Annotated in this window: 19 protein-coding genes; 3 read left to right on the plus strand and 16 right to left on the minus strand. The window is 70.9% G+C overall.

Features of this window, described 5'->3' with window-relative positions; translation table 11 throughout:
• Positions 1-11 precede the first annotated feature (11 nt).
• From nuoK to ACGLYG10_RS09400, 12 genes are all read right to left on the minus strand, one after another.
• Positions 12-317 carry an NADH-quinone oxidoreductase subunit NuoK gene (gene nuoK / locus ACGLYG10_RS09345; RefSeq protein WP_073330915.1) on the minus strand — a complete coding sequence of 102 codons (306 nt, stop codon included), beginning with the start codon at positions 315-317 and terminating at the stop codon, positions 12-14.
• Positions 314-1,297, minus strand: coding sequence for an NADH-quinone oxidoreductase subunit J (locus tag ACGLYG10_RS09350; RefSeq protein ID WP_073330918.1), 984 nt, complete (start codon positions 1,295-1,297; stop codon positions 314-316). The genes nuoK and ACGLYG10_RS09350 overlap by 4 nt, the downstream gene beginning before the upstream one ends.
• Positions 1,294-1,989, minus strand: coding sequence for an NADH-quinone oxidoreductase subunit NuoI (gene nuoI / locus ACGLYG10_RS09355; protein WP_073330921.1), 696 nt, complete (start codon positions 1,987-1,989; stop codon positions 1,294-1,296). Before nuoI ends, ACGLYG10_RS09350 begins: the two co-directional genes overlap by 4 nt.
• Positions 1,982-3,415: an NADH-quinone oxidoreductase subunit NuoH gene (nuoH, locus tag ACGLYG10_RS09360; RefSeq protein ID WP_073330923.1), complete on the minus strand. Its 1,434-nt coding sequence runs from the start codon at positions 3,413-3,415 to the stop codon at positions 1,982-1,984. Before nuoH ends, nuoI begins: the two co-directional genes overlap by 8 nt.
• Positions 3,412-6,129 (minus strand): NADH-quinone oxidoreductase subunit G, encoded by a 2,718-nt coding sequence (locus ACGLYG10_RS09365; RefSeq protein ID WP_073330926.1) that lies wholly within the window; start codon positions 6,127-6,129, stop codon positions 3,412-3,414. The genes nuoH and ACGLYG10_RS09365 overlap by 4 nt, the downstream gene beginning before the upstream one ends.
• Positions 6,130-6,133: 4 nt before the next feature.
• A complete protein-coding gene (gene nuoF / locus ACGLYG10_RS09370) occupies positions 6,134-7,420 on the minus strand; it encodes an NADH-quinone oxidoreductase subunit NuoF (RefSeq protein ID WP_073331395.1) in 1,287 nt (428 codons plus the stop codon).
• 71 nt (positions 7,421-7,491) lie between these two features.
• Positions 7,492-8,259: an NADH-quinone oxidoreductase subunit NuoE gene (nuoE, locus tag ACGLYG10_RS09375; RefSeq protein WP_073330928.1), complete on the minus strand. Its 768-nt coding sequence runs from the start codon at positions 8,257-8,259 to the stop codon at positions 7,492-7,494.
• Entirely contained in the window at positions 8,259-9,629 is a 1,371-nt protein-coding gene (locus tag ACGLYG10_RS09380) for an NADH-quinone oxidoreductase subunit D (protein ID WP_083565836.1), read from the minus strand. Before ACGLYG10_RS09380 ends, nuoE begins: the two co-directional genes overlap by 1 nt.
• 8 nt (positions 9,630-9,637) lie before the next feature.
• Positions 9,638-10,408 carry an NADH-quinone oxidoreductase subunit C gene (locus ACGLYG10_RS09385; protein WP_073330935.1) on the minus strand — a complete coding sequence of 257 codons (771 nt, stop codon included), beginning with the start codon at positions 10,406-10,408 and terminating at the stop codon, positions 9,638-9,640.
• Positions 10,405-11,025 carry an NADH-quinone oxidoreductase subunit B gene (locus tag ACGLYG10_RS09390; RefSeq protein ID WP_073330938.1) on the minus strand — a complete coding sequence of 207 codons (621 nt, stop codon included), beginning with the start codon at positions 11,023-11,025 and terminating at the stop codon, positions 10,405-10,407. Before ACGLYG10_RS09390 ends, ACGLYG10_RS09385 begins: the two co-directional genes overlap by 4 nt.
• A 13-nt stretch (positions 11,026-11,038) precedes the next feature.
• On the minus strand, positions 11,039-11,398 hold the full coding sequence (ndhC, locus tag ACGLYG10_RS09395) for an NADH-quinone oxidoreductase subunit A (RefSeq protein ID WP_073330941.1): 360 nt from the start codon (positions 11,396-11,398) through the stop codon (positions 11,039-11,041).
• Positions 11,395-12,687 (minus strand): geranylgeranyl reductase family protein, encoded by a 1,293-nt coding sequence (locus ACGLYG10_RS09400; protein WP_073330943.1) that lies wholly within the window; start codon positions 12,685-12,687, stop codon positions 11,395-11,397. The genes ndhC and ACGLYG10_RS09400 overlap by 4 nt, the downstream gene beginning before the upstream one ends.
• 342 nt (positions 12,688-13,029) lie before the next feature.
• On the opposite strand from ACGLYG10_RS09400, the gene ACGLYG10_RS09405 reads away from it, so the two are divergent.
• Positions 13,030-13,773, plus strand: a complete 744-nt coding sequence (locus ACGLYG10_RS09405) for a demethylmenaquinone methyltransferase (RefSeq protein WP_073330946.1) — start codon at positions 13,030-13,032, stop codon at positions 13,771-13,773.
• A 97-nt stretch (positions 13,774-13,870) separates the two neighbouring features.
• A complete protein-coding gene (locus tag ACGLYG10_RS09410) occupies positions 13,871-15,187 on the plus strand; it encodes an isochorismate synthase (RefSeq protein ID WP_073331398.1) in 1,317 nt (438 codons plus the stop codon).
• 64 nt (positions 15,188-15,251) lie between these two features.
• On the opposite strand, the gene ACGLYG10_RS09415 is transcribed toward ACGLYG10_RS09410, so the two are convergent.
• From ACGLYG10_RS09415 to ACGLYG10_RS09425, 3 genes are read right to left on the minus strand one after another with little or no spacing between them, the layout of a single operon-like run.
• Positions 15,252-16,391 carry an ABC transporter permease gene (locus ACGLYG10_RS09415; RefSeq protein WP_159097678.1) on the minus strand — a complete coding sequence of 380 codons (1,140 nt, stop codon included), beginning with the start codon at positions 16,389-16,391 and terminating at the stop codon, positions 15,252-15,254.
• A gap of 8 nt (positions 16,392-16,399) precedes the next feature.
• Positions 16,400-17,530, minus strand: a complete 1,131-nt coding sequence (locus ACGLYG10_RS09420; RefSeq protein WP_073330951.1) for an ABC transporter permease — start codon at positions 17,528-17,530, stop codon at positions 16,400-16,402.
• On the minus strand, positions 17,527-18,513 hold the full coding sequence (locus tag ACGLYG10_RS09425) for an ABC transporter ATP-binding protein (protein WP_073330954.1): 987 nt from the start codon (positions 18,511-18,513) through the stop codon (positions 17,527-17,529). Before ACGLYG10_RS09425 ends, ACGLYG10_RS09420 begins: the two co-directional genes overlap by 4 nt.
• Before the next feature lie 39 nt (positions 18,514-18,552).
• Here ACGLYG10_RS09425 and ACGLYG10_RS09430 point away from each other — a divergent pair, with 39 nt between their 5' ends.
• Positions 18,553-19,173, plus strand: coding sequence for a TetR/AcrR family transcriptional regulator (locus ACGLYG10_RS09430; protein WP_159097679.1), 621 nt, complete (start codon positions 18,553-18,555; stop codon positions 19,171-19,173).
• Here the strand turns inward: ACGLYG10_RS09430 and ACGLYG10_RS09435 are convergent.
• A complete protein-coding gene (locus ACGLYG10_RS09435; RefSeq protein WP_073330959.1) occupies positions 19,151-20,380 on the minus strand; it encodes an ATP-binding protein in 1,230 nt (409 codons plus the stop codon). The genes ACGLYG10_RS09430 and ACGLYG10_RS09435 overlap by 23 nt on opposite strands.
• Positions 20,381-21,539: the final 1,159 nt, after the last annotated feature.

The raw sequence follows: 21,539 nt of genomic DNA on the forward strand, positions 1-21,539 counted from the left end.
CTCGGGCTCCTTCAGTGCTTGAGCAGGTTCAAGTCGTCGACGGACGTGGACCTGCGGGTGCGGAAGATGGACACGATGATGCTCAGCCCGACCACGACCTCGGCGGCGGCCACCACCATGACGAAGAAGGCGAACACCTGCCCGGTCAGGTCCCCGTACAGGCGGGAGAAGGTGACCAGGACCAGGTTGACGGCGTTGAGCATGAGCTCCACGCCCATCAGCTCGATGATGGCGTTGCGTCGCAGCAGCACGGTCAGGGCGCCGAGGGTGAACAGCACCCCGGCCAGCACGACGTAGGCGGTGATGGGGACGCTCACTTGTGCTCCTCCTTCTGGGCCGGGGCGGCCGGGTCTGCCGGTTCGTCGGCGACGTCCGCCGGCGCCTCGGCCGGGGCCAGGGGTTGGACGACGTCCGGGGCGGGCGCGCCGGGCATCGCCGGCATGCCGGAGCGGCCCACGCTCGCGTCCTCGCGGCTGGTGATCCGGCCGGCACGCTGGGCCGCGCCCATCTCCGGGGAGACGTCGGACAGTTCCAGGTCCTGCCCGCGCACGCGCAGCACCCGGGGAATGGACTCCTCCAGGGCCTCGCCGGAGGCGGCCAGGGCGGGGGCGGCGGCGGTGTTGGTGGCGGCATAGACGCCGGGCATGGGCTTCTGGCCGGGGTGCGCGCCGGTTTCGGCGTAGGCGCGCATCTTGGCTTCCACCCGGTCGCGCTGGGTCGGGCGGGGGCGCACGCGCTGCCGGTGGGTCAGGGTCAGCGCCCCGACGGCGGCGATGATCAGCAGGAGGCCGGTCAGCTCCATGGTGACGACGTGGTCGCCGAACAGCACGGCGGCCAGCGTCTGGGGGGTGGCGGCGTCGCCGTCGGCCAGGCCGGTGGCGGCCGGGAAGACGGTGCGCCACACGACAGCGGAGAGCACCACGATCAGGCCGGCGCCGAAGAGGGCGGCCAGGCCCTTCGTGGCGGTGGAGTGGGCGGCGATGGGCTCGTCCCCGCCCACGCCGACCAGCATGATGACGAACAGCACCAGGGTCATGACGGCGCCGGTGTAGACGACCACCTGGGTGATGCCCAGGAAGGGCGCCTCGCCGGCGATGTACAGCACCGCCAGGCCGAGCATGATCATGATCATGCTCACGGCGGCGATCACGGCCCGCCTGGCGGTCAACAGGCCGATGCCGCAGCCGACGGTGAGCAGGGCGACGACGGCGAACAGGATCGCCTCGCCGCCCGAGACGGTGCCGGAGGCGGTGAGCGTGGCGGGCAGGGCGGATGCGGCCGCAATGGCGGGCGTCATGAGTGCACCGCCTCCTTCCGGGGCGCGGGGACCGGGCGGGCGGTGGCGAGCGTCGGATCGTCGGGGCGGTGTGCGCGCACCCAGTCGACCTGGCCCTGGGTGGGGCCGGTGATGGCGCCGCGGTAGTAGTCGGCGTCCTCGGTGCCCTCGACCATGGGGTGGGGGGCGGCCAGGGCACCGTCGGGGACGGGCGCCAGCAGGTCCTGCTTCTCGTAGATCAGGCCGGTGCGGTTGGGGCCGACCAGTTCGTCGATCTCGTGGGTCATGGTCAGCGCGCGGGTGGGGCAGGCCTCGATGCACATGCCGCAGAAGATGCAGCGCAGGTAGTTGATCTGGTAGACGCGCCCGTAGCGCTCGCCGGGCGAGTACTGCGCCTCGGGGGTGTTGCTGGCGGCCTCCACGTAGATGGCGTCGGCGGGGCAGGCCCAGGCGCACAGCTCGCAGCCGACGCACTTCTCCAGGCCGTCGTCGTACCGGTTGAGCTGGTGCCGCCCGTGGTAGCGGGGCATGAGCACCGGCTTCTCGAAGGGGTACAGCTCGGTGACCGTGGGCTTGAAGATGGAGGAGAGCGTCACCCCGTAGCCGGCGACGGGGGCGAACACGCGTCCCAGGGCGCTGGGCTCGTCGCGCAGCCACTGGTCGTGGTCGGTGCCCTCCCGACCCCGGGGGGCCTGGGGTGTGGGGTCAGTCATCGGTTTCCTCCTGAACGGTGACGTCGGAGTCGGTGGTCGTGGCGCCCGCAATCGCCAGGTCACTGGCGGCGTCGCGCACGGGGGCGGCCGTCTGCGCGGCACGGCGGGAACGCGGCGAGGGCGGCAGCTGCTGGCCGGGCAGCGGCGGGACGGGGAAGCCGCCGGCGAAGGCGTCCAGTTCTTCACCCGGCACGGTGATGTCCACGCCGGCCGCGGCGGTGGTTGCCTCTTCCTCTTCCTCCCCCTCGGGCAGGACCAGCAGGATGATCATGGCCACCAGGAAGATGGCGGCCAGCACGAGCAGCAGCCCCTGAGTGGAGCCGCCGGAGAAGGCCCGGTAGCCCTGGACGATTGCGACCAGTACGAACCACACCAGGGAGACGGGGATGAGGAACTTCCAGCCGAGCTTCATGAAGTGGTCGTAGCGGATGCGCACCAGTGTGCCGCGGGTCCAGATGAGCAGGAACATCACGCACCACACCTTGGCCAGGAACCACAGCATCGGCCACCAGCCGGAGTTGGCGCCGTCCCAGAAGCTGGCCAGGATGAAGGAGCGCCACCCGCCCAGGAACAGGGTGGTGCACACGGCCGAGACGTTGAGCATGTTCAGGTACTCGCCCAGGTAATACCAGGCGAACTTCATCGAGGAGTACTCCACCATGTGCCCGGCGACGAGCTCGCCCTCGCCCTCGGGCAGGTCGAAGGGCAGCCGGTTGAGCTCTCCGACCATGGAGACCAGATAGATCAGCAGGCTGGGGATCATGGCCAGTCCCCACCACAGGCGCTCCTGGGCGGCGACGATCCCGGAGGTGGACATGGTGCCCGAGGCCAGGAAGACCGTCAGGATCGACAGGCTCATGCTCAGCTCGTAGGAGATGACCTGGGCGGCCGAGCGGACGGCGCCGAACAGCGGGTAGGTGGAGTGCGTGGACCAGCCGCCGAGGATGATGCCGTACACGCCGAAGCCGGTGATGGCCAGCACGTACAGGATGGCGACGGGGAAGTCCGTCAGCTGCAGCGGGGTGGAGTGGCCGAACATGCTCACCTGCGGCCCGAAGGGGATGACCGCGTAGATCATGAAGGCGGTGAAGGCGGCGATGACCGGCCCCAGGACGTAGATGAACTTCTCGGCGCCCTTGAGCCAGAAGTCCTCCTTCATGATCAGCTTGGCGGCGTCGGCGATCAGCTGCGGCAGGCCGAGCGGACCGTTGACGTTCGGGCCGGGGCGGGTCTGGATGCGCCCCAGGATGCGGCGCTCGGCCCAGATCGCGACGATCACGCTGAGGATCAGGAAGACGATGATGAAGACGGCCTTGATGAGGGTCAGCCACCAGGTCTCGTCGGAGAAGTCGGCCACCACACCCCCCTGGGCGGCGAGTGCCGCCGGCAGGGCGGCGGGGATAGCGGAAACACTGAGCGGATTCACTGGGCCACCTCCGGGCTGTCCACAGTGGTGAGCGAGAGGGAGACGCCGGCGCCGTGGCCGACGCCGAGGCTCTGGCGGACCGTGGAGCCGGGCGAGCACTCCGGCAGCCAGACGGTTCCGTCGGGGACGTTGCCGATGGCGGCAGGCAGCGTGATGGTGCCGGCCGGGCCGGTCACGGCGACGCTTTCGCCGCCGGTCAGGTGCAGGCGGGCGGCCAGGTCGACGCCCACGCGGGCGACGGGGCGAAGGGCGGTGGCGGCCAGGAAGGGCTCACCGTCCTGCAGGCGGCCGGAGTCGAGCATCGGCTTGTGGGTGGCCAGGACGGCGTCCAGGCCGGAGACCGTGGAGCGGCCCGGCTGGTCCGCCGCCTCCGTCGCGGCCGGGGCGGGCTGCGCCTGCGGGCTGAAGGTGACGCTTGGACGCGCTCCGGCCCATAGGCCCAGCGCGGCCACCTGCGCGTGCACGTCCTCCAGCGTGTCCACCCCCAGGTCGGTGCCCATCTCGGCGGCAAGTGCGGCCAGCACCTGCCGGTCGGTGCGGGCGCGGGAGACGTGGGCCTGCCCGAAGGGGCGCACGCGCCCCTCCCAGTTGACGAAGGTGCCGTTCTTCTCCACGGGCGGCGCCACCGGCAGCACCACGTCGGCGTGCTCGCTGACTTCGCTGCGGCGCACCTCCAACTGCACGGTGAAGCCGGAGGCGGCCAGGGCGGTGCGGGCCAGGCCCGGGTCGGGGAAGTCGCGCAGGTCGACGCCGCCGATCACGACGCCGCCGAGCTCGCCGTCGGCGAGGGCGTCCAGGATGGCGGTGGCGTCACGGCCCGGCTGCGCGGGCAGCGGGTCGGGGGCGTTCAGGCCGCCGCCGGGCGCCCACAGCTGCTGGACCTCGGCGCGGGCGGCGGGGTCGGCGACGGGGCGGCCACCGGGCAGCAGGTGCGGCAGCAGGCCGGCCTCGATGCCGCCGCGCTCACCGGCGCGGCGCGGCACCCAGGCCAGGCGGGCGCCGGTGGCTTTGGCGAGCGTGTCCACCACGGACAGCAGGCCGGGTACGGCGGCGGCCCGCTCCCCCACCAGGATGGTGGCGCCGTCCTCCCCCAGGGCCCGGGTCAGCTCCGGGTGGGTCTGGGACAGCAGGGCGACGGCGCGGGCCTCGGTGCCGGGGGCGGCGAGGATGACGTCGGCGTCGAGCTTGCGCGAGCCGGCCGAGGCGAGGTTCGCGACGGTGGCGACCTTGACGCCCCCGGCGCGCACCCCCTTGCGCAGCCGCAGGAACAGCGAGCCGCATTCGTCCTCGGGCTCCAGGGCGATCAGCAGCACCTGGCCGGCGCTCTCCAGCGACCGGTAGGTGACCGCGCCCAGGCCGGTGCCGGCCACGCGGGCGGCGAGGAAGGAGTCCTCCTCGGGGGAATGGTCGCGCACGCGCTGATCGATGTCGTTGGTGCCCAGCACGGTGCGGGCGAACCGGGACCAGGCCCAGCCGTCCTCCAGGGTCAGGCGGGCGCCCGGCAGGAGCCCCACCCCGCCGTCGGCGCGGGCGGCGGTCAGGCCGCGGGCGGCCACGTCCAGGGCGTCGGACCAGGAGGTGGGCACCAGCTCACCGGTGTTCTCGTCGCGCACGAGCGGCACGTCCAGCCGGTCCTCCAGGGTGGACCAGGGGAAGGCGAAGCGGTCCTTGTCGGTGATCCACTCCTCGTTGACCTCCGGGTCGTTGCCGGCAAGACGGCGCAACACCACGCCGCGGCGCATGTCCACGCGCAGGGCGGAGCCGGAGGCATCATGCTCGGTGACAGTGTCGGTGGACACCAGGTCGTCGGGGCGGGCCCGGAACCGGTAGCGGGCGCTGGTCAGGGCGCCCACCGGGCAGATCTGGATGATGTTGCCGGAGAAGTAGGAGGCGAAGGGGCGCCCGGAGACGTCCAGCTCCTCGGCCCCGCCGAGCGTGCCGGGCCCGTAGACGGTGCCGTCGACGACGCCGGGCTGCCCGCCCGGGCCGGTGAGGTCGTCCTCGGTCACCAGGTGCTCGCCGCCGCGCACGGTCTGGGTGGGCGCGGTGGCTTCGGGGTTGTGGAAGTCGAGCACGCCGGCGTCGAAGCGCCCGATCTGCTCGGAGTAGAGCCCGCCGGTGATCTCGCCGCCCGCGTGGCCGGCGCCGCGCCCCTGCAGGGTGATGAAGCGGTCGCCGGCGATCTGGTCGGCGAAGCGCACGCAGCGCTGGCACAGGATGCAGCGGTCGCGGTCCAGCAGAATGTTGCTGGTCAGGCGCAGCGGCTTGGGGAAGGTGCGCTTGACGTCGGTGAAACGGGTGACCGCCTGGGCGCCGGTCGCCATGAGTTCCAGCGCCTGGTTCTGCAGGGGGCACTCGCCGCCCTTGTCGCACACCGGGCAGTCCAGCGGGTGGTTGATCAGGAGGAACTCCATGTTGCCGGCCTGCGCCTTGGCGGCCATCGGGCTGGTGGCCTGGGTGGAGACCTCCATGCCGTCGGAGACGGCGGTGGCGCAGGCGGGCTGGGGCTTGGGCATGGGGCGGACCACGCCGTCGCGGCCGGGCGCGGCCACCTCCACCAGGCACTGGCGGCAGTTCGCCGACGGCGACAGCAGCGGGTGGTCGCAGAAGCGCGGGATGCGCACGCCGGCCCGCTCGGCGGCACGGATGATCGGCGTGCCCTTCTCAACCTCGAGGTGCGTGCCGTCGATCGTGATGTTGACCGTGTCAGTCATCTGGTCACCGTCCGCTCTGAGCCTGGCTGTTGACAATGGAGGAGGCCGCCGGCGGGAACAGCTCGGCAGCGGGAGTGGTGTAGCCGGCCTCGAACTCGCTGCGGAAACGCTTGATGCCCGACGCGATCGGGGTGGCAGCGGCGTCCCCGAGGGCGCAGAACGAGCGGCCGGAGATGTTGGCGGCGATGTCCTCCAGCTTCTCCACATCACCGGGCCGGCCCTGCCCGGCCTCCAGGCGGGTCATGATCTGCCGCATCCAGTAGGTGCCCTCGCGGCAGGGGGTGCACTTGCCGCAGGACTCGTGCTGGTAGAACTCGGTCCAGCGGGACACCACCCGCACCACCGAAACGGTGTCGTCGAAGACCTGCAGGGCGCGGGTGCCCAGCAGGGAGCCGGCACCGATCACGGACTCGTAGTCGAGCGGGACGTCCAACTCCTCGGGACCGAAGATGGGGGTGGAGGAGCCGCCCGGCACCCAGAACTTCAGCTTGTGGCCGGGCCGCATGCCCCCGGCCAGCTCGATCAGCTCGCGCATGGTGATGCCGAAGGGGGCCTCGAACTGGCCGGGGTTAACCACGTGCCCGGTCACGGAGAACAGGCCGTGTCCCTTGGAACGCTCGGTGCCCATGGAGGAGTACCAGGCGGCGCCGCGGGTCAGCACCCCGGGCACGGAGGAAATCGTCTCCACGTTGTTGATGACCGTGGGGCGGGCGTACAGGCCCTGCACGGCCGGGAAGGGGGGCCGCAGGCGCGGGTGGCCGCGCCGTCCCTCCAGGGAGTCCAGCAGTGCCGTCTCCTCACCGCAGATGTAGGCGCCGGCGCCGGCGTGCGCCACGATCTTCAGCGGCTGCTGGCCGTCCAGGCCGAAGCCGTCGTCGAGCAGGCCGGCGTCGGTGGCGTCGTGGATGGCGTGCAGCAGTCGCCGGTAGGCGTGGGCGACCTCGCCGCGCACGTATACGAAGGCGCGGTCGGCGCCGATGGCGCGGGAGGTGATGGCGACGCCCTCGACCAGGGCGTGGGGGTTGGCCATCAGCGTGGGCATGTCCTTGCAGGTGCCGGGCTCGGACTCGTCGGCGTTGACCACCAGGTAACGGGGCAGGCCATCCGGGGCGGGCAGGAAGGACCACTTCAGGCCCGTGGGGAAGCCGGCGCCGCCGCGGCCGCGCAGGTTGGAGGCCTTGACCAGATCGACCAGCTCACCGGCGCTCATGGTCTTGGCGCGGGCCAGGCCCTGGTAGCCGCCGGCGTCCCGGTAGGCGTCCAGCGTCCAGGAGCGCTGCTTGTCCCACATGTCGGTGACGACCGGGGTGAGGGTGCCCGGGGCGGTGAAGGTCGGCTCCGCGGAGCCGGGAGTCTGCTCGCTCACTTGTCCTCCTCCTGAGTGGGTGCGTCGGTGTGGGCCGCCTCGGCGGCGGGCTGCTCGCGGGGAGCGGTCCAGTCGTGCTCACGAGCCAGGCGCAGACCGCGCAGGCTGGACTCGCCGGCGGCAATGCCCTCGTCGGCGCGGCCGTCGTCGAAGCCGGCCAGCAGCCGCTCGTTCTCCCGGAAGGTGGGCACGGTCTCCGGGCCGCGGGTGGGGGTGATGTCCTCGCCGCGTTCGAGCCGCTCAACCAGGTCCACGGCGGAGGCGGGGGTCTGGTTGTCGAAGAACTCCCAGTTGACCATCACCACGGGGGCGTAGTCGCAGGCGGCGTTGCACTCCACCCGCTCCAGGCTGATGCGGCCGTCCGCGCTGGTCTCGTCGCTGCCCAGGCCGGTGTGCTCGCTGACGGCCTGCCAGACGTCGTCGCCGCCCATGACGGCGCACAGCGCGTTGGTGCACACGCCCACGTGGTACTCGCCGGCGGGATGCCGGCGGAACTGGCTGTAGAAGGTGGCGACGGCGGACACCTCGGAGCGGGTCAGCCCCAGCTTCTGGGCGACCAGGGCGATGCCGGCCGGGGACACGTAGCCGTCCACGCTCTGCATCAGGTGCAGCATGGGGATGATGGCGCTGCGCTCATGCCCGGCCGGGTAGCGGGACATGATCTCGGCGATGTCGGCGTCCAGGCGGGCGGCCACGTCGGGGGCGTAACCGAGGGCGATGCCGGCGGCGTCGGCCGGGGCGGGGGTGTTCTCAAGGGTGCTCATTAGCGGTCCACGCCTCCCAGGACGGGGTCGATCGAGGACAGTGAGGCGACGACGTCGGCGATCATGCCGCCCTCGCACATCATGGCCAGCGATTGCAGGTTGGAGTAGGAGGGGTCGCGGAAGTGGACCCGGTAGGGGCGGGTGCCGCCGTCGGAGACGGCCTGGATGCCGAGGACGCCCTTGGCGTGCTCAACGGTCTGGTACACCTGCCCGGCCGGTACCCGGAACCCCTGGGTGACGAGCTTGAAGTGGTGGATCAGGGACTCCATGGAGGTGCCCATGATCTCCTTGACGTGCTCCAGGGACTGGCCCTGCCCGTCGGTGGCGATGGCCATGCGGGCTGGCCAGGCGATGGTCGGGTCCGCGACCATGACGGTGTTGGACGGATCGTCGCCGCGGGCGGCGATCTCGTCGAGCCGGTCCAGCGCCTGGGAGACGATCTTGAGCGACTGGTAGCACTCGTCGAAGCGGACCCGCAGCCGGTTGTAGCAGTCGGAGTTGTCGTAGACGGGGACCTCGAAGTCGTAGGTCTCATACCCGCAGTAGGGGCGCAGCTTGCGCATGTCCAGCGGATAGCCGGCCGCCTTCACGCACGGGCCGGTCAGTCCCATGGCCATGGCGGCGGCGAGGCTCATCTCGCCGATGCCCACGAACCGGGACTTCAGAATCGGGTTGGCCATGAGCAGGGATTCCAGCTCGCCCAGGTCGTTCTTGATGTTGGGCATGACCGAGCGGACGAAGTCGGTGAATCCCTCCGGCAGGTCCTGGGCCAGGCCGCCGGGGCGCACGTAGGCGTGGTTCATGCGCAGCCCGGTGGCCATTTCGAAGGCGCGCAGGATGTTCTCGCGGCAGCGGAAGGAGATGGTCATCAGCGTGGTGCCGCCCATCTCGTTGCCGGCCGAGCCGATGGCCACCACGTGGCTGGCGATCCGGTTGAGTTCCATGAGCACCACGCGGGCGACGGTCGCCTTCTCGGGGACGTCGTCGGTGATGCCCAGGAGCTTCTCCACCGCCAGGGCGTAGCCGACCTCCTGGAAGAAGGGGGCCACGTAGTCCATGCGGGTTACGAAGGTCTCCCCCTGCACCCAGGTGCGGTACTCCATGTTCTTCTCGATGCCGGTGTGCAGGAAGCCGGTGCCGGCGCGCAGCTCGGTGACGGTTTCCCCGTCCGTCTCCAGCAGCAGGCGCAGCACCCCGTGGGTGGAGGGGTGGATCGGGCCCATGTTGACCACGACGCGGTCGTGCTGGAGGCGGTCCTCCTCATCACGGGCGGCGATCTGGGCGGCGATGTCGTCCCAGTCGCCGCCGTTGGCGGTGAACTGGGGGGCGCCGTCGGCGAGGGAGTCGGTGGCGGGGCCGGTGGCGTGCATGTTGCTCATCAGCGGTACGACCTCCGGGTGTCGGCGGTGGCGGTTGAGGCGCCCTTGTACTCGACGGGGATGCCGCCGAGGGGGTAGTCCTTGCGCTGGGGGTGCCCGACCCAGTCGTCGGGCATGGCCGAGCGCGTCAGGTTGGGGTGGCCGTCGAAGACGATGCCCATCAGGTCCCAGGCCTCGCGCTCGTGCCAGTCATTGCCCGGGTACACCGGCACGAGCGAGGGCACGTGCGGGTCGGAGGCGGGGCAGGTGACCTCCAGGCGCAGGGCGCGGGCGCCGTGGGTCAGGGAGATCAGCTCGTAGCAGGCGTGCAGCTCGCGGCCGGCGTCGCCCGGGTAGTGCACGCCTGTGACGCCCAGGCACAGCTCGAAGCGCAGGTCCTGGTCGTCACGCAGGGGGCGGGCCACGTCCAGCAGGTGCTCGCGAGTGACGAACACGGTCAGCTCGTCGTGCTCGACGACGACCTTCTCGATGGCGGCGGCCGGCTCGACCCCCGCCTCGGTGAGGTCCTCGATCAGGGCGTCGACGACGTCGTCGAACCACCCCCCGTAGGGGCGGGTGGCGGCGGGCGCGAGGGCGACCACGCTGGTGGTGTCGCCGTAGCCGGTGGTGTCGCCGGCGTCGGCGGCGCCGAACTGGCCGGTGTGGGCACCGATGACCTCCAGGCGCAGTTCCTCGCGCACCGGCTGGCCGGCGATCTCCGGGACGGCGGGGGCGGTCTCGGCGACGGCGTCGGGCTCGGCTGTGGGGTTCGCGGCGTTGTCGGTGCTCATGCGAGCAGCCCCTTCATCTCGGCGGTGGGGGTGGCCTTGAGGGCGGCGGCCTCGACGGCGCGGGCGATCTCCTCGCGGTGGGCGAAGATCGGCTTGCGCTCGATCTGGCGGGTGAGCTCGAGCATGGCGTTCAGGAGCATCTCGGGGCGGGGCGGGCAGCCGGGCAGGTAGATGTCCACCGGCACGATGTGGTCGGCGCCCTGGACCACGGCGTAGTTGTTGAACACGCCGCCGGAGGAGGCGCAGGCCCCCATGGAGATGACCCACTTGGGCTCGGGCATGGAGTCGTAGACGTTGCGCACCACCGGTGCCATCTTGTGGGAGACGCGGCCGGAGACGATCATGACGTCGGAGTGGCGCGGGGAGGCGCGGAAGACCTCCCAGCCGAAGCGGGCCATGTCGAAGCGGGGCGTGCCGGTGGCCATCATCTCGATGGCGCAGCAGGCCAGGCCCATGGTCACCGGCCACAGCGAGCGCGCCTGCGCCAGGTCGGCGAGCTTCTCCACCGTGGTGAGCATGAAGCCGGGGCCCTCGACGCTTTCCAGCGCCTGGGCGTACGGGTCATCCCGCTTGGAGGGGATGTGGAGCATCTTCTCCCGGTACTCGTGCATGTCCATGAGGGGTTACTCCTTACTCCCAGTCCAGGCCGCCACGGCGCCACTCGAGGACGTAGGGCACCGTGATCAGGGCGATGAAGACGAGGGCGGCGCTCAACCCGAAGAAGCCCAGTTGCGCGAAGGCGGTGGCCCAGGGGTAGAGGAAGACGACCTCGACGTCGAAGATGATGAAGGTCATGCCGACCAGGTAGAAGGCCACCGGGAAGCGCCCGTGGTCGGTGTTGGTCGGGGTGGGGTCGATGCCGCACTCGTAGTTGGCGACCTTGACCCGGTTGCGCCGGTTGGGGCTCACGATGGCGGACAGCACCAGGCCACCGATGGCGATGACCATGGCGACCGCCGCCATGATGAGCAGAGAGACGTAGGGGTTCATGCTGCCGGCACCATCCTTGTCAGAAGTTGGATGAAGTGGTCGATTCCGTCGCCGCCGCGGCGCTCCCAGCCGTCGGACAGGAGCTTGGCGACGAGCCGCATGAGGCGCTTGCGGGGCAGCCCGTAGCGGGTGCACACGCGCATCACCTCGGGATGCTCGATCAGGGCCACGAAAATGCGGCCCAGCGTGTAGTAGCCGCCCATCTGCGCCTCCAGGGCGGCGGGGTACTGGGACAGGGCGAGCTCACGGCCCGACGCCGTGGGACGCGCCGCCGCCTGGGCCGCCGCCTCGGCCGCCAGGCGCCCGGATGCGAGCGCCTGGGCGATGCCCTCCCCGTTGAAGGGCGAGACCATGCCGCCGGCGTCGCCCAGCAGCATGAGCCCGTCGGCGTAGTGGGGCTTGCGGTTGAAGGCCATGGGCAGGGCGGCCGAGGCGATGCGGCCGACCTGGTTCTCGGGGGTGAAGCCCCAGGATGCGGGCACGTGCGCGAGCCAGCGCTTGAACACGGCGCGGTAGTCGATGCCACGGGTGGAGGCGGCCGCCGGCGTCGAGCTCACCGACCCCAGGCCCACGTTGACCAGACCGTCGCCCACGCTCCAGATCCAGCCGTAACCGGGCAGCAGGTCGGAGTGGCCGGCGGGTCCGTCCCACAGTTCCAGGCGGGACTCCATCCAGTCGTCGTCGGCGCGCGGGGAGCGGAAGTAGGCGCGCACGGCCACTCCCAGCGGTCGACGCTCGTCGCGGGTGCGGCCGACGGCGGTGGCCAGGCGGGCGGAGACCCCGCCGGCGTCCATGATCAGCGGGGCGGTGATGGTGGTGGGCGCCTCGACGCCGGGCTCGGGGTGGCGCGGGGTGGGGCGGACCTGCACGCCGGTGACGCGCCCCGAGGGGCCGGTGACGGGGGCGGTGGCGGTGACGCCGGTGAGCAGACGGGCGCCGGCGACGACGGCGTGGGTGGCCAGGTCCCGATCCAGCTGGCTGCGGCGTCGCGCCAGCGCATAGGCGGGCAGGCTGGCCTGCTCGGGCCAGGGAATATGCAGCTGATGCCCGCCGCCGATGACGCGCAGCCCCCGGTTGCGCCGCCAGGTGGAGGTGTCCACACCCATGTTGACCAATTCACGCACGGCGGAGGGGGTGAGCCCGTCCCCACAGACCTTGTCGCGGCCGAGTTCGTGGCGCTCGAGCAGCAGCACGTCCAAACCGAGCTTGGCGAGGTGGTAGGCGGCGGAGGATCCGGCGGGACCGGCCCCCACGACTACGACATCGGCGCTCAGCTGCTCGGTCGTCACTGCGCGCCTCCTTCGTTTGCGCTCGTACGGGTGGGGATGCTGGCCGCCGGACGGCCACGGCCCTGCAGGCAGACGGGACCGCCGAAGACATTACCGACTGTTCCCGGCGCCGCAGGCAGGGGGCGGCGGCTCGGCGCGGGCCGAGCGGTTTTCCCCCGGAATTCCCAGAACTTCGTGTTCCCGACGCGCTCGGGGGCGGCCCCGGGAGGGCAACACGGGTCACCTATTTAGACATACCTTGCCTTGCGAATTAGTCCCCGTTGACGCGGCGGCGCCGGCACTCCCCCGACGCGGGCGGCCCGGCGTGTCGGAGGCGGCCGCGGAATCTGCGAGGATCGGCCCATGAGTCGAGCCTCTCTCGCCAAGGACCCGCGCGAGGTCGCGGGCATGTTCGACGCCGTCGCGCGCCGCTATGACCTGACTAATGACGTCATGAGCCTGTGGCAGGTGCGCATGTGGCGCGCGGTCACGCGCGCGACCGTCGCGGCCCGCCCCGGCATGCGGGTGCTAGACCTGGCCGCCGGCACCGGCACCTCCAGCGTCGATTACGCGGCCGACGGCGCACAGGTGGTGGCCTGCGACCTCTCCGCCGGCATGGTGGCCGAGGGACGCCGCCGCCACCCCGAGATCGAGTTCGTGGTCGGCGACGCCGCCGCCCTGCCCTTCCCCGACGCCGACTTCGACGTGGTCACCGTCTCCTACGGACTGCGCAATGTGCAGGACACGGCGGCGGCGCTGGCGGAGATGGCGCGGGTGACTCGGCCCGGTGGGCGGCTGGTGATCGCCGAGTTCTCCACCCCCGTGCATGCGGCGTTCCGGCGCCTGTACTGCTTCTACCTGGGCACTGCCCTGCCGGCGGCCGGGAGGCTGGTGTCCTCCAATGCCGACGCCTACGGCTACCTGGGCGAGTCGATCCTGGCCTGGCCCGACCAGGAGGCCCTGGCCGCACTGATCCAGGACGCCGGCTGGCGGGGCGTGGGTTACAAGAACCTGTCCGGCGGGATCGTGGCCATCCACCGCGCCACCAAGCCGGGGATCCCCGCGGACGACGCCGCCGACGCCGCGCCGACGGCCCCGGAGGCCTGAGGTGGGTGCTCCCGGGCCCGCCCCGGACTCCTCGGCCCACCCCGCGCCCGCCGCATCGACCTCGTCCGCGTGGCGAGCCACCACCGCCCCGACACGCCTGTCCTTCCGCACCGTTGCCCTGCCCGCCGGCGTCATCACCCCGGAGGGCGGCGACGGCGGCACGGGACTGCTCGACCTCCTGGCGGGGCGGGAGGATGTCGTCAGCTGGGTGCGGCACGGGCGCGGCCTGGTCGGTTGGGGGCAGGCGCTGCGGCTGGAGGCGCAGGGGCCGGACCGGATTGAGGCGCTGCGGAGCGCCTGGCGGGCCACCGTGTACGCCTCCTGGTGGCGCGACGCGCTGGTGCGGCCCGGCACCGGCCCGGTGGCCCTGGGCACCATCGCCTTCTCCCCCGCCTCCGCCGCCGTCTCCGTGCTGACGGTGCCGCGCGTGCTCGTGGGCCTGGATGACTCCGGGGCGTGGCTGACCACCGCCGTGGCCGATGGCGAGGCGCACCCGGAGTTGGCGGAGGTACTGGCCCGGCTGCGCCCGCCGGCGTCCGCCCAGACGGATGTCCCCTCCCCCGACGCCCCCGTGGTCTCGGCCGGGGCACTGCTCGAGGCCGACTACCTGGCCGCCGTCGCGGAGGTGCGTCGGCGCATAGCCGCCGGCGAGGCGCGCAAGGTGGTGCTGGCGCGGGATCTGCTGGTGAGGCCGGCAGCGCCCCTGGCGACCGGTGATCTGCTGCGGCGCCTGGGGGCGAACTACCCGTCGTGCTGGACCTTCGCCGTGGATTCCACGGTGGGAGCCACCCCGGAGCTGCTGGTGCGGCTGGAGAATCGGCGCCTCGCCAGCCGGGTGCTGGCAGGCACCGCGCGCCGTCGCCCGGGTGACGCGGCGACCCGCGAGCGCGAGGCGGAGCGACTTGCGCAGTGGCTGGCGGCGTCGGCGAAGAACCGGGCCGAGCACGAGTTCGCGCGCGCCTCGGCGCTTTCATCCCTGGAGCCCTTGTGCTCGGTCGTGGAGGCCGCCGCGCCACGGGTGCTGACACTACCGAACGTACTGCACCTGGCCACCGACATCACCGGCGTGGTCGCCGGGGACACGGGGGCGCTGTCCCTGGTGGGCGCGCTGCACCCCACCGCCGCCGTTTGTGGCACCCCCACTGCCGCGGCCGCCCGCGTCATCGCCGAGGTCGAGGGCATGGACCGCGGCCGGTACGCCGGTCCGGTCGGCTGGGTGGACTGGCACGGCGAGGGCGAGTGGTGCATCGCGCTGCGCAGTGCCGCGCTGCCGCCCGGCGGGGTGGGACCGGAGGCGCCGGCGCGGGTGTTCGGCGGTGGCGGGATCATGCCCGAGTCGGTGCCCGCCGACGAACTGGCTGAAACCACGGCGAAGATGCGCCCCATGCTCACCGCCCTGGGCGCGGACGTCTAGCCGTCGAGCGGATCCATGCTGATTGGACCCGTCAGACACCACGCCCTCGAACTGGCTAGCCCGCCTATAGCCGCCGGCGCAGGGCCCACGCCCCAAGCCCAACTCCCACCGCGGCGGCCACGGCGCAGCCGGTCAGCGCCGGCATCGCCGATGGTGGCGCGGTCATCCACGCCTGGGCCTGCATGGTCTCGAACACGTAGGCCGGTGGCCAGAAGCGGTCGAATGTCTGCACCGCACGGGGCAGGGTGGCGAGCGACGAGAAGCCGCCCGAGGCGAAGAACGATCCCGCAAAGGTGATCATGAGCAGTGGCTGCACGGTGCGATAGTCCCGCAGCCAGGCACCGATCGCGACGCCGAACCCGGCACACGCCAATGAGGTCAATGCGGCCAGGGCCGCCAGCGCCGGTAAGCGCCCCATGGGAATGCGTACCCCGAAGACGGCCGCCGCGACCGCCAGCGTGACCAGGGTGCTGATGCCTCCGGCGATGACGGCGGCGACCAGTGTTCCGGCGGTGACATCGCCCAGGGGCCGGGGCGCGAGCCGCACCTCCTTGACGGTGCGGTGCTCCCATTCGCGCGCAACCATGATCGCAGCGTTGAGGGCGGAGCCGACCATGACTGCGAGGATGACGGCGCTGTGTCCGATGAAGGTGCGCCGCCATACGTCGTCTGAGCGGGTAGTCGTCTGGATGACGGTGACCGGCGCGGCGCCGGGCGCCTGCGCGGCGGCGTAGTCCTGTATTGCGCGACTCAGCCGCAGGCGGGCGTTCTTCATCATGTCGGTGTTGATGTTGTAGGTCCTGGTGTGCAGTACCGGGGTCTGCCCCGCCTCGACGCGTTCATCGAAGTCGGCTGGGATGGTGACCACCAGGTGCAGGCGGCCGGCGGCCACCAACTGCTCGGCCCGCTCGGCGTCGGTGGTCACCACGCGGAAGTAGGGGCTGATGTTGCTGCGCAGGCCGCGAACCTCCGCCTCGAAGGCGGCCGCGTGCGGCCCCTCCCCCTCATTGACCAGTCCGATGTTCCACTCGTCTCCACCGAAGCCGAACAGGATGCCGCACAGGAACATCAGCACCAGCGGGATGAGCATGGGGCCGGCCAGGGCCTGTCGGTCGCGGGCCCACTGACGCAGATCCTTGCGGGCGACGGCACCCACGCGGTCCAAGTGCCCCGAGATTCGGCGTGTCTGGCTGCTCTGCATCATGGTCTGTTTCACTGTCCTCCGGTCAGGTGGGTGTAGGCGCGGCGCAGCAGCCATCCGGCCAGGCCCAGAATCGCCGCCGTTGAAATCAGCACGATGGCGAGGTTGCGGGCCAGATCCGAGGTGTCGCCGGTGAGGAAGATGGAGCGGGCACTCATGAAGGCGTAGGTGGTGGGCAGTGTCCGGGACAGCTGCCACAGCGCGGTGATCGGCTGTCCCCAGGCGAGCCCGCGCATGGACTCCTCGTTCCCTGACACCAGGAAGAGGGCCACCGCCGCAGTGATCAGGCCCGACGCCGTCGCCAGGGTCTTCTTCGAAGCGACTCCGACCACCATGCCGATGCCTGCTCCCATGAGCAGCACCACCCCGACGATGCCCGCCATGGCCAGCAGGCTGCCGCTGGGTTGGAAGTCGAAGCCGACCACGAGCACCAGGAGCACCAGAGCCACCGATGCCAGCGACTGCCCCAGCCCCGCAATCACCTTGCCCGCCACGAGCGCGCCACGTCCGAGCGGCGCCAGCAGCAGGTGCTTGACGGTGCGGTCGTTCCACTCCGCGGCGATCTGCAGGCCGGTGTTGACCATGGCGGCGTACAGGCAGCCGAACAGGAGCAGGCTGGTGGAGATGTAGCCGAGCATGGTGGGGTCGGTGGGCAGCCAGCGGGTCTCCTCCACCTCCACCACCGGGCCGGCCAGTTCCTCATTGAGCGCGCCCACCGCCGCGTCCAGGCGCAGACGCAGGTTCTTGGAGTAGTCGGAGTTGATGTTGTTCAGCCGCAGCTCCACCCGGGCGTCCCCGGCGGCGACGGCCTGGGAGAACCCGTCCGGAATGATGACGACGGCGAGCGCCTCTGTGTCATCGAAGGCCTTCAGCGCGGTTTCGGGGTCGGTTGTGCGCACGTCGTAGTAGGGGCCCTCGTCGGACTGGATGGTGCGCATGACCTCGCTCAGGCGCTCTGCGACGGGACCGCCGTCCAGGTCGGCGATCATGATCGGGTTGTTGTTGGATACGGGGATTACCAGGGAGTAGAAGAAGATGAACACCAGCGGGATGACCACGCTGATGACCATGAGGAAGGGTTGACGCACAAACCTGGTCCAGTCCTTAACCGCGATGGCAACGGCGGCCCGGGCGCCGGTCATGACTCTCCCCCGTCGCGCAGTGCCTTGCCGGTCAGGTCCAGGAACACGTCGTTGAGGTCGGGGCGGCGCACCCCCACCAGGGCGGACCCGGGATCGTGCTCGGCGAACCAGTCGAGGATGGCGCGGGTGGTGGCGGGTGAGCCGTCCGCGGCCACCGCGGCGACGCCGTCGCGCCAGGAGACTCCCGTGACGCCGGCCAGATGCTCGAGTCCGGGATCGGGGCGGCTGCAGCGCACGTCGATGAAGGTCTTGCCGAGGCGTCCGCGCAGTTGGTCCGGGGTGCCGGTGGCGATCAGCGCACCGTGGTCGAGGATGGCGAGGTTGTCCGCCAGCGCCTGTGCCTCCTCCATGTAGTTCGTGGTCAGCAGTACGGTGCCGCCTTCGGAGGCGATGCGTCGCACTCGTTCCCACAGGGCGGCGCGGGACTGTACGTCCACCCCCAGCGTGGGCTCGTCAAGGACGACGACGCTCGGCTGGGTCAGCAGTGCCCGAGCCAGGGCGAGCCGGCGTTGCATACCCCCGGAGTAGGTGCCCACGCGGTCACCGCGACGCTCCTCCAGCCCGACAAGCTCGAGTACCTCGTTGATGCGGGTGCGGCGCTGCGCGCGGGCGACGCCGTACAGGCGCGCGTGGAAGGAAAGATTCTCATCGGCGCTCAGGTCGTTGTACAGGGCGGTTTCCTGAGGGACAACGCCCAGACGCGCCCGCACCGCGGTGACGTCGTCGCGCACGTCGATGCCCTCCACCAGTACCGTGCCGCCGGTGGGCCGTAGCAGTCCGCATAGCAGATTCACCGAGGTGGTCTTCCCGGAGCCGTTGGGCCCCAGCAGGCCGAAGACCTGGCCGGGGGCCACGTCGAGGGTGAGCGAGTCGAGCGCAACCAGGGGCCGGGATCGGCGGCGTCGGAACTCCATGCGCAGTTCGCGGAAGCTGATGGCGGGGGCTTCCGAGGGGCTGATGGCGAGGGCTTCCGAAGGGCTCATGCTTGCCAGGAAACGCCTGCGCCCACCATGATTTCTACTGTGGTGAATAAACGGCGTGGCCGCCCCTCTGGTCCCTCGAACACCCGCGAACGAATCCTGGCCGCCGCTCGGAAGCGTTTCGAACAGGACGGCTACGCCGGCACGTCGCTGCGATCAATTGCGGCGCAGGCCGACGTGGACCACTCCCTGATCACCTACTACTTCGGTTCCAAGGAGGGACTTTTCCGCGCGGTCGCGGAGCTGGCGCTGAGCCCGGCGCGGGGCTTCGACATCGTCTCCGCCAAGGTCGCGCCGGAACACCTGGCGCCGGCGCTGCTGCGCTCGGCGCTGTCCGCATGGGACCGCCCCGGCTACCGCGATGGGCTCGCCCGCCTGTTCGCCGATGCCCTCACCTCCGAGGCCGCGCTGCGGGTGCTACGGGAATATCTGCACACGGAGATGGTCGGGCGCCTGACCGAGCACATCGGCGGCTCGGACGCCGAACGGCGAGCGGCCACGGCGGCAACGATCTTCTCCGGCCTGTTCCTGACCCGCTACCTGCTGCGGCTCGAACCGGTCGCCTCGCTGTCGGCCGACGACGTCGTGGCGCAGCTGGCACCCGCGCTGCGCTCGGCGTTGACGCCGCACAGCCCCGGGGCTACCAGGGCCAGTCGGAGGTGAGGTAGGCCTCGATGGCGCGATGGCGGAAGCTGTAGGGCCTGGTGCGGCGGATAATGCGTCGGGTGAGGTCCAAGCGCTGCGCCGTAGGTCCGGCGTCGGTCCCCTTCGCATAGCCGGCGGCCCGGGCGATATTGGTCAGGGTGCGCTCCTCGGGCTCCAAACCAGCCATGGTCTCGAGGAACTGCCGTTCGCGCCCGGGGAGTCGATCCAGGATGCGCTGTACGTGCGCTTCGGCCTCTGGGGCGGCGTCACGCCACCCGGTTCGCACCTGCGTAGCAGTGATGAGATTGCCGGTACCGGCATACCAGGCGCGCTCCCCCGCGAGCTGGAAAAGGAACGGCTCTCCGCAAGAAAGCTCCACGATGGCGCGCTGCGCCGCGGGTTCCATGAACACTCGATCCGCATCGCCGCCGTCATTGGCGATTGACCAGCCGTCCGTGACAAAGGGCTGCAGCGCGGCCATGAGAGCTGTGTCGTCGATAGCATCGAGGGTGATGGTGCGGAAACGGCGCGCGAAGGTTGCTCCTGTACGGGCACCCGCCGTATCTGCGAACTCGGGTAATCCGGTCAAGTACACGGCGATCGGAAGGCCGCGATCCACCTGCATGCCTCCGGGGACGGCAATGGTCTCCTCGTACGCGAGGGCGTCACCTAGTGCGGTCAGCAGTTGCGAGCGGGTGCTCTCATCGGTGATGTTCTGTACTTCGTCGATGTGGATTAGCACCATGACGTCTCGGCGCTGAATGGCTGCGCGTCCGATCTCGATCAGCAAGTCGGTCAACACGGTGTACGGCTCCGGCCCCTCCTGCGCACGCACGGACGGCGAGACGCCGGAGATGGCCACGGTCTCTACCCGCCGCAGGAGTTCTGATATGTGCTGCTCACGGGCCGTCGCCAGCCCCGCTGCCGACGCCAGATCGAGCAGGGCCACGGCGAGCCGCTTGATGGGGTCGGTTCCGGAAGGGATGCGCAGCTGCGGAGTCACCCAGTCACCGACGTCGGTGGCGTCACGCGCGATCCGCCGTACCAGTGAGGACTTGCCCGAGCCCGCCTCTCCGAGGATCGTACGGCCCCGCTCGTGGATGCCGGCCAGGCGTCGCGGTCGCAGCACGTCCCGCCAGTCGCTGAGCTGATCGGCTCGTCCGGCCCACACCTCGGGGACCGTGTCCGAACCGGGGCTGAACGGCGAATCGAGAGGAGTCCTCACGTTGATAAGTTTATCAAGAGCGCCGGTGCGCCGTTCCGCAAACGCCTCAGCTCGCCATATCGGGCTCTTCCGGTTTGAGGGTGTGGTGCGGGGAGGTCGTACTCGACCCGCCGGGGTCGCGTTCGGGCTGAAGAGGACGTACTCGCCCGGCGAGGACGGGTCGTTCTGGGGCTTGTAAGGTCGTCTTCGGGCACGCGAGGTCGTGTTCGGGCGTAGAAGGTCGTGTTCGCCCGGCCGGGTCGGGTCGTTCTGAGGCTCGCGGGGACGTCTTCGGGCTCGCGAGGTCGTACTCGAGCACCCCGCGCTCGTCGAATACGACCTTTTCCGCCCGAAACCCTCCACATCCGGGAGGGTTTCGGGGCTCTTCGTGTGTGGGGGTGTGGCTGGTGGTGTGTTCTGGCCGGTCCGAGGACGGCCTCTCCCGCGCTCTAGCGCTACCTTCCTGCGCCCGAGGATGGCTTGTCTTTGGACGTGAGGATGTGGGCGGTCAGCGGCGCTGCCCTCCCGCGCCCGAGGGAGGCCTCGCACCACGAGCACAAGCACCGCCCGTCCTCAGGCTGCCCTCCCGCGCCCGAGCGAGGCCTGCCGCATCGTGGTTCCATGCGGCCGCACCCTCAAGCTCAAGCGCGAAGCACCGGTCAGCGCTGGTCGGCGCTGGTTTCCGACCTTGGGGTGGTCGTGAACCGCACCCCAAGGTCGGAAAACGACATGACAGCCGTCCCACGGGAGCACAGCCGACCCGGGAATCGGGGGGGCTCCTCGGGATCACGGGTGTGGTGGTGCACAGGTAAGAGCCTGGCGGCAGTCATTGTGGACGTCCGGCAGGAACATTCTGGCAGGCACGATGGGAAGGGCAGGCGCAATTGATCGCCGCGAGCCTGGACAGGCCACAACAGGTCCCGGCGGATGCGGCGGTTCGGGCGGGAGGACTCGGCTGCTCGCCTGACGGGGCCCCCTTCTCGGGTCGACGATTCGACACTTCCGACGACGGTACGTACCTTCTGATCAACGATTCGTACTCCTATGGGACGGTACGTACCTCTAGGTGCCGAACCGCCACGAGAGGGTACGAATCGCCGGCGCTAAGTGCCGAACCGTCAACCACAGGTACCAACCGCCAGGGCCCGCGCCGACCTACGCGCCAGATCCCACCCGGGAA

Source organism: Actinomyces glycerinitolerans, assembly GCF_900098745.1.
GTDB lineage: Bacteria > Actinomycetota > Actinomycetes > Actinomycetales > Actinomycetaceae > Actinomyces > Actinomyces glycerinitolerans.

Coding starts and splice junctions, on each gene's coding strand:
- ndhC (WP_073330941.1), bottom strand. CDS start 11,398: ATGAACCCCTACGTCTCTCTGCTCATCATGGCGGCGGTCGCCATGGTC.
- nuoI (WP_073330921.1), bottom strand. CDS start 1,989: ATGACTGACCCCACACCCCAGGCCCCCCGGGGTCGGGAGGGCACCGAC.
- ACGLYG10_RS09405 (WP_073330946.1), top strand. CDS start 13,030: ATGAGTCGAGCCTCTCTCGCCAAGGACCCGCGCGAGGTCGCGGGCATG.
- ACGLYG10_RS09390 (WP_073330938.1), bottom strand. CDS start 11,025: ATGGACATGCACGAGTACCGGGAGAAGATGCTCCACATCCCCTCCAAG.
- ACGLYG10_RS09365 (WP_073330926.1), bottom strand. CDS start 6,129: ATGACTGACACGGTCAACATCACGATCGACGGCACGCACCTCGAGGTT.
- ACGLYG10_RS09415 (WP_159097678.1), bottom strand. CDS start 16,391: ATGATGCAGAGCAGCCAGACACGCCGAATCTCGGGGCACTTGGACCGC.
- nuoE (WP_073330928.1), bottom strand. CDS start 8,259: ATGAGCACCCTTGAGAACACCCCCGCCCCGGCCGACGCCGCCGGCATC.
- ACGLYG10_RS09385 (WP_073330935.1), bottom strand. CDS start 10,408: ATGAGCACCGACAACGCCGCGAACCCCACAGCCGAGCCCGACGCCGTC.
- ACGLYG10_RS09380 (WP_083565836.1), bottom strand. CDS start 9,629: ATGCACGCCACCGGCCCCGCCACCGACTCCCTCGCCGACGGCGCCCCC.
- ACGLYG10_RS09420 (WP_073330951.1), bottom strand. CDS start 17,530: ATGACCGGCGCCCGGGCCGCCGTTGCCATCGCGGTTAAGGACTGGACC.
- nuoF (WP_073331395.1), bottom strand. CDS start 7,420: ATGTGGGACAAGCAGCGCTCCTGGACGCTGGACGCCTACCGGGACGCC.
- ACGLYG10_RS09350 (WP_073330918.1), bottom strand. CDS start 1,297: ATGACGCCCGCCATTGCGGCCGCATCCGCCCTGCCCGCCACGCTCACC.
- ACGLYG10_RS09425 (WP_073330954.1), bottom strand. CDS start 18,513: ATGAGCCCTTCGGAAGCCCTCGCCATCAGCCCCTCGGAAGCCCCCGCC.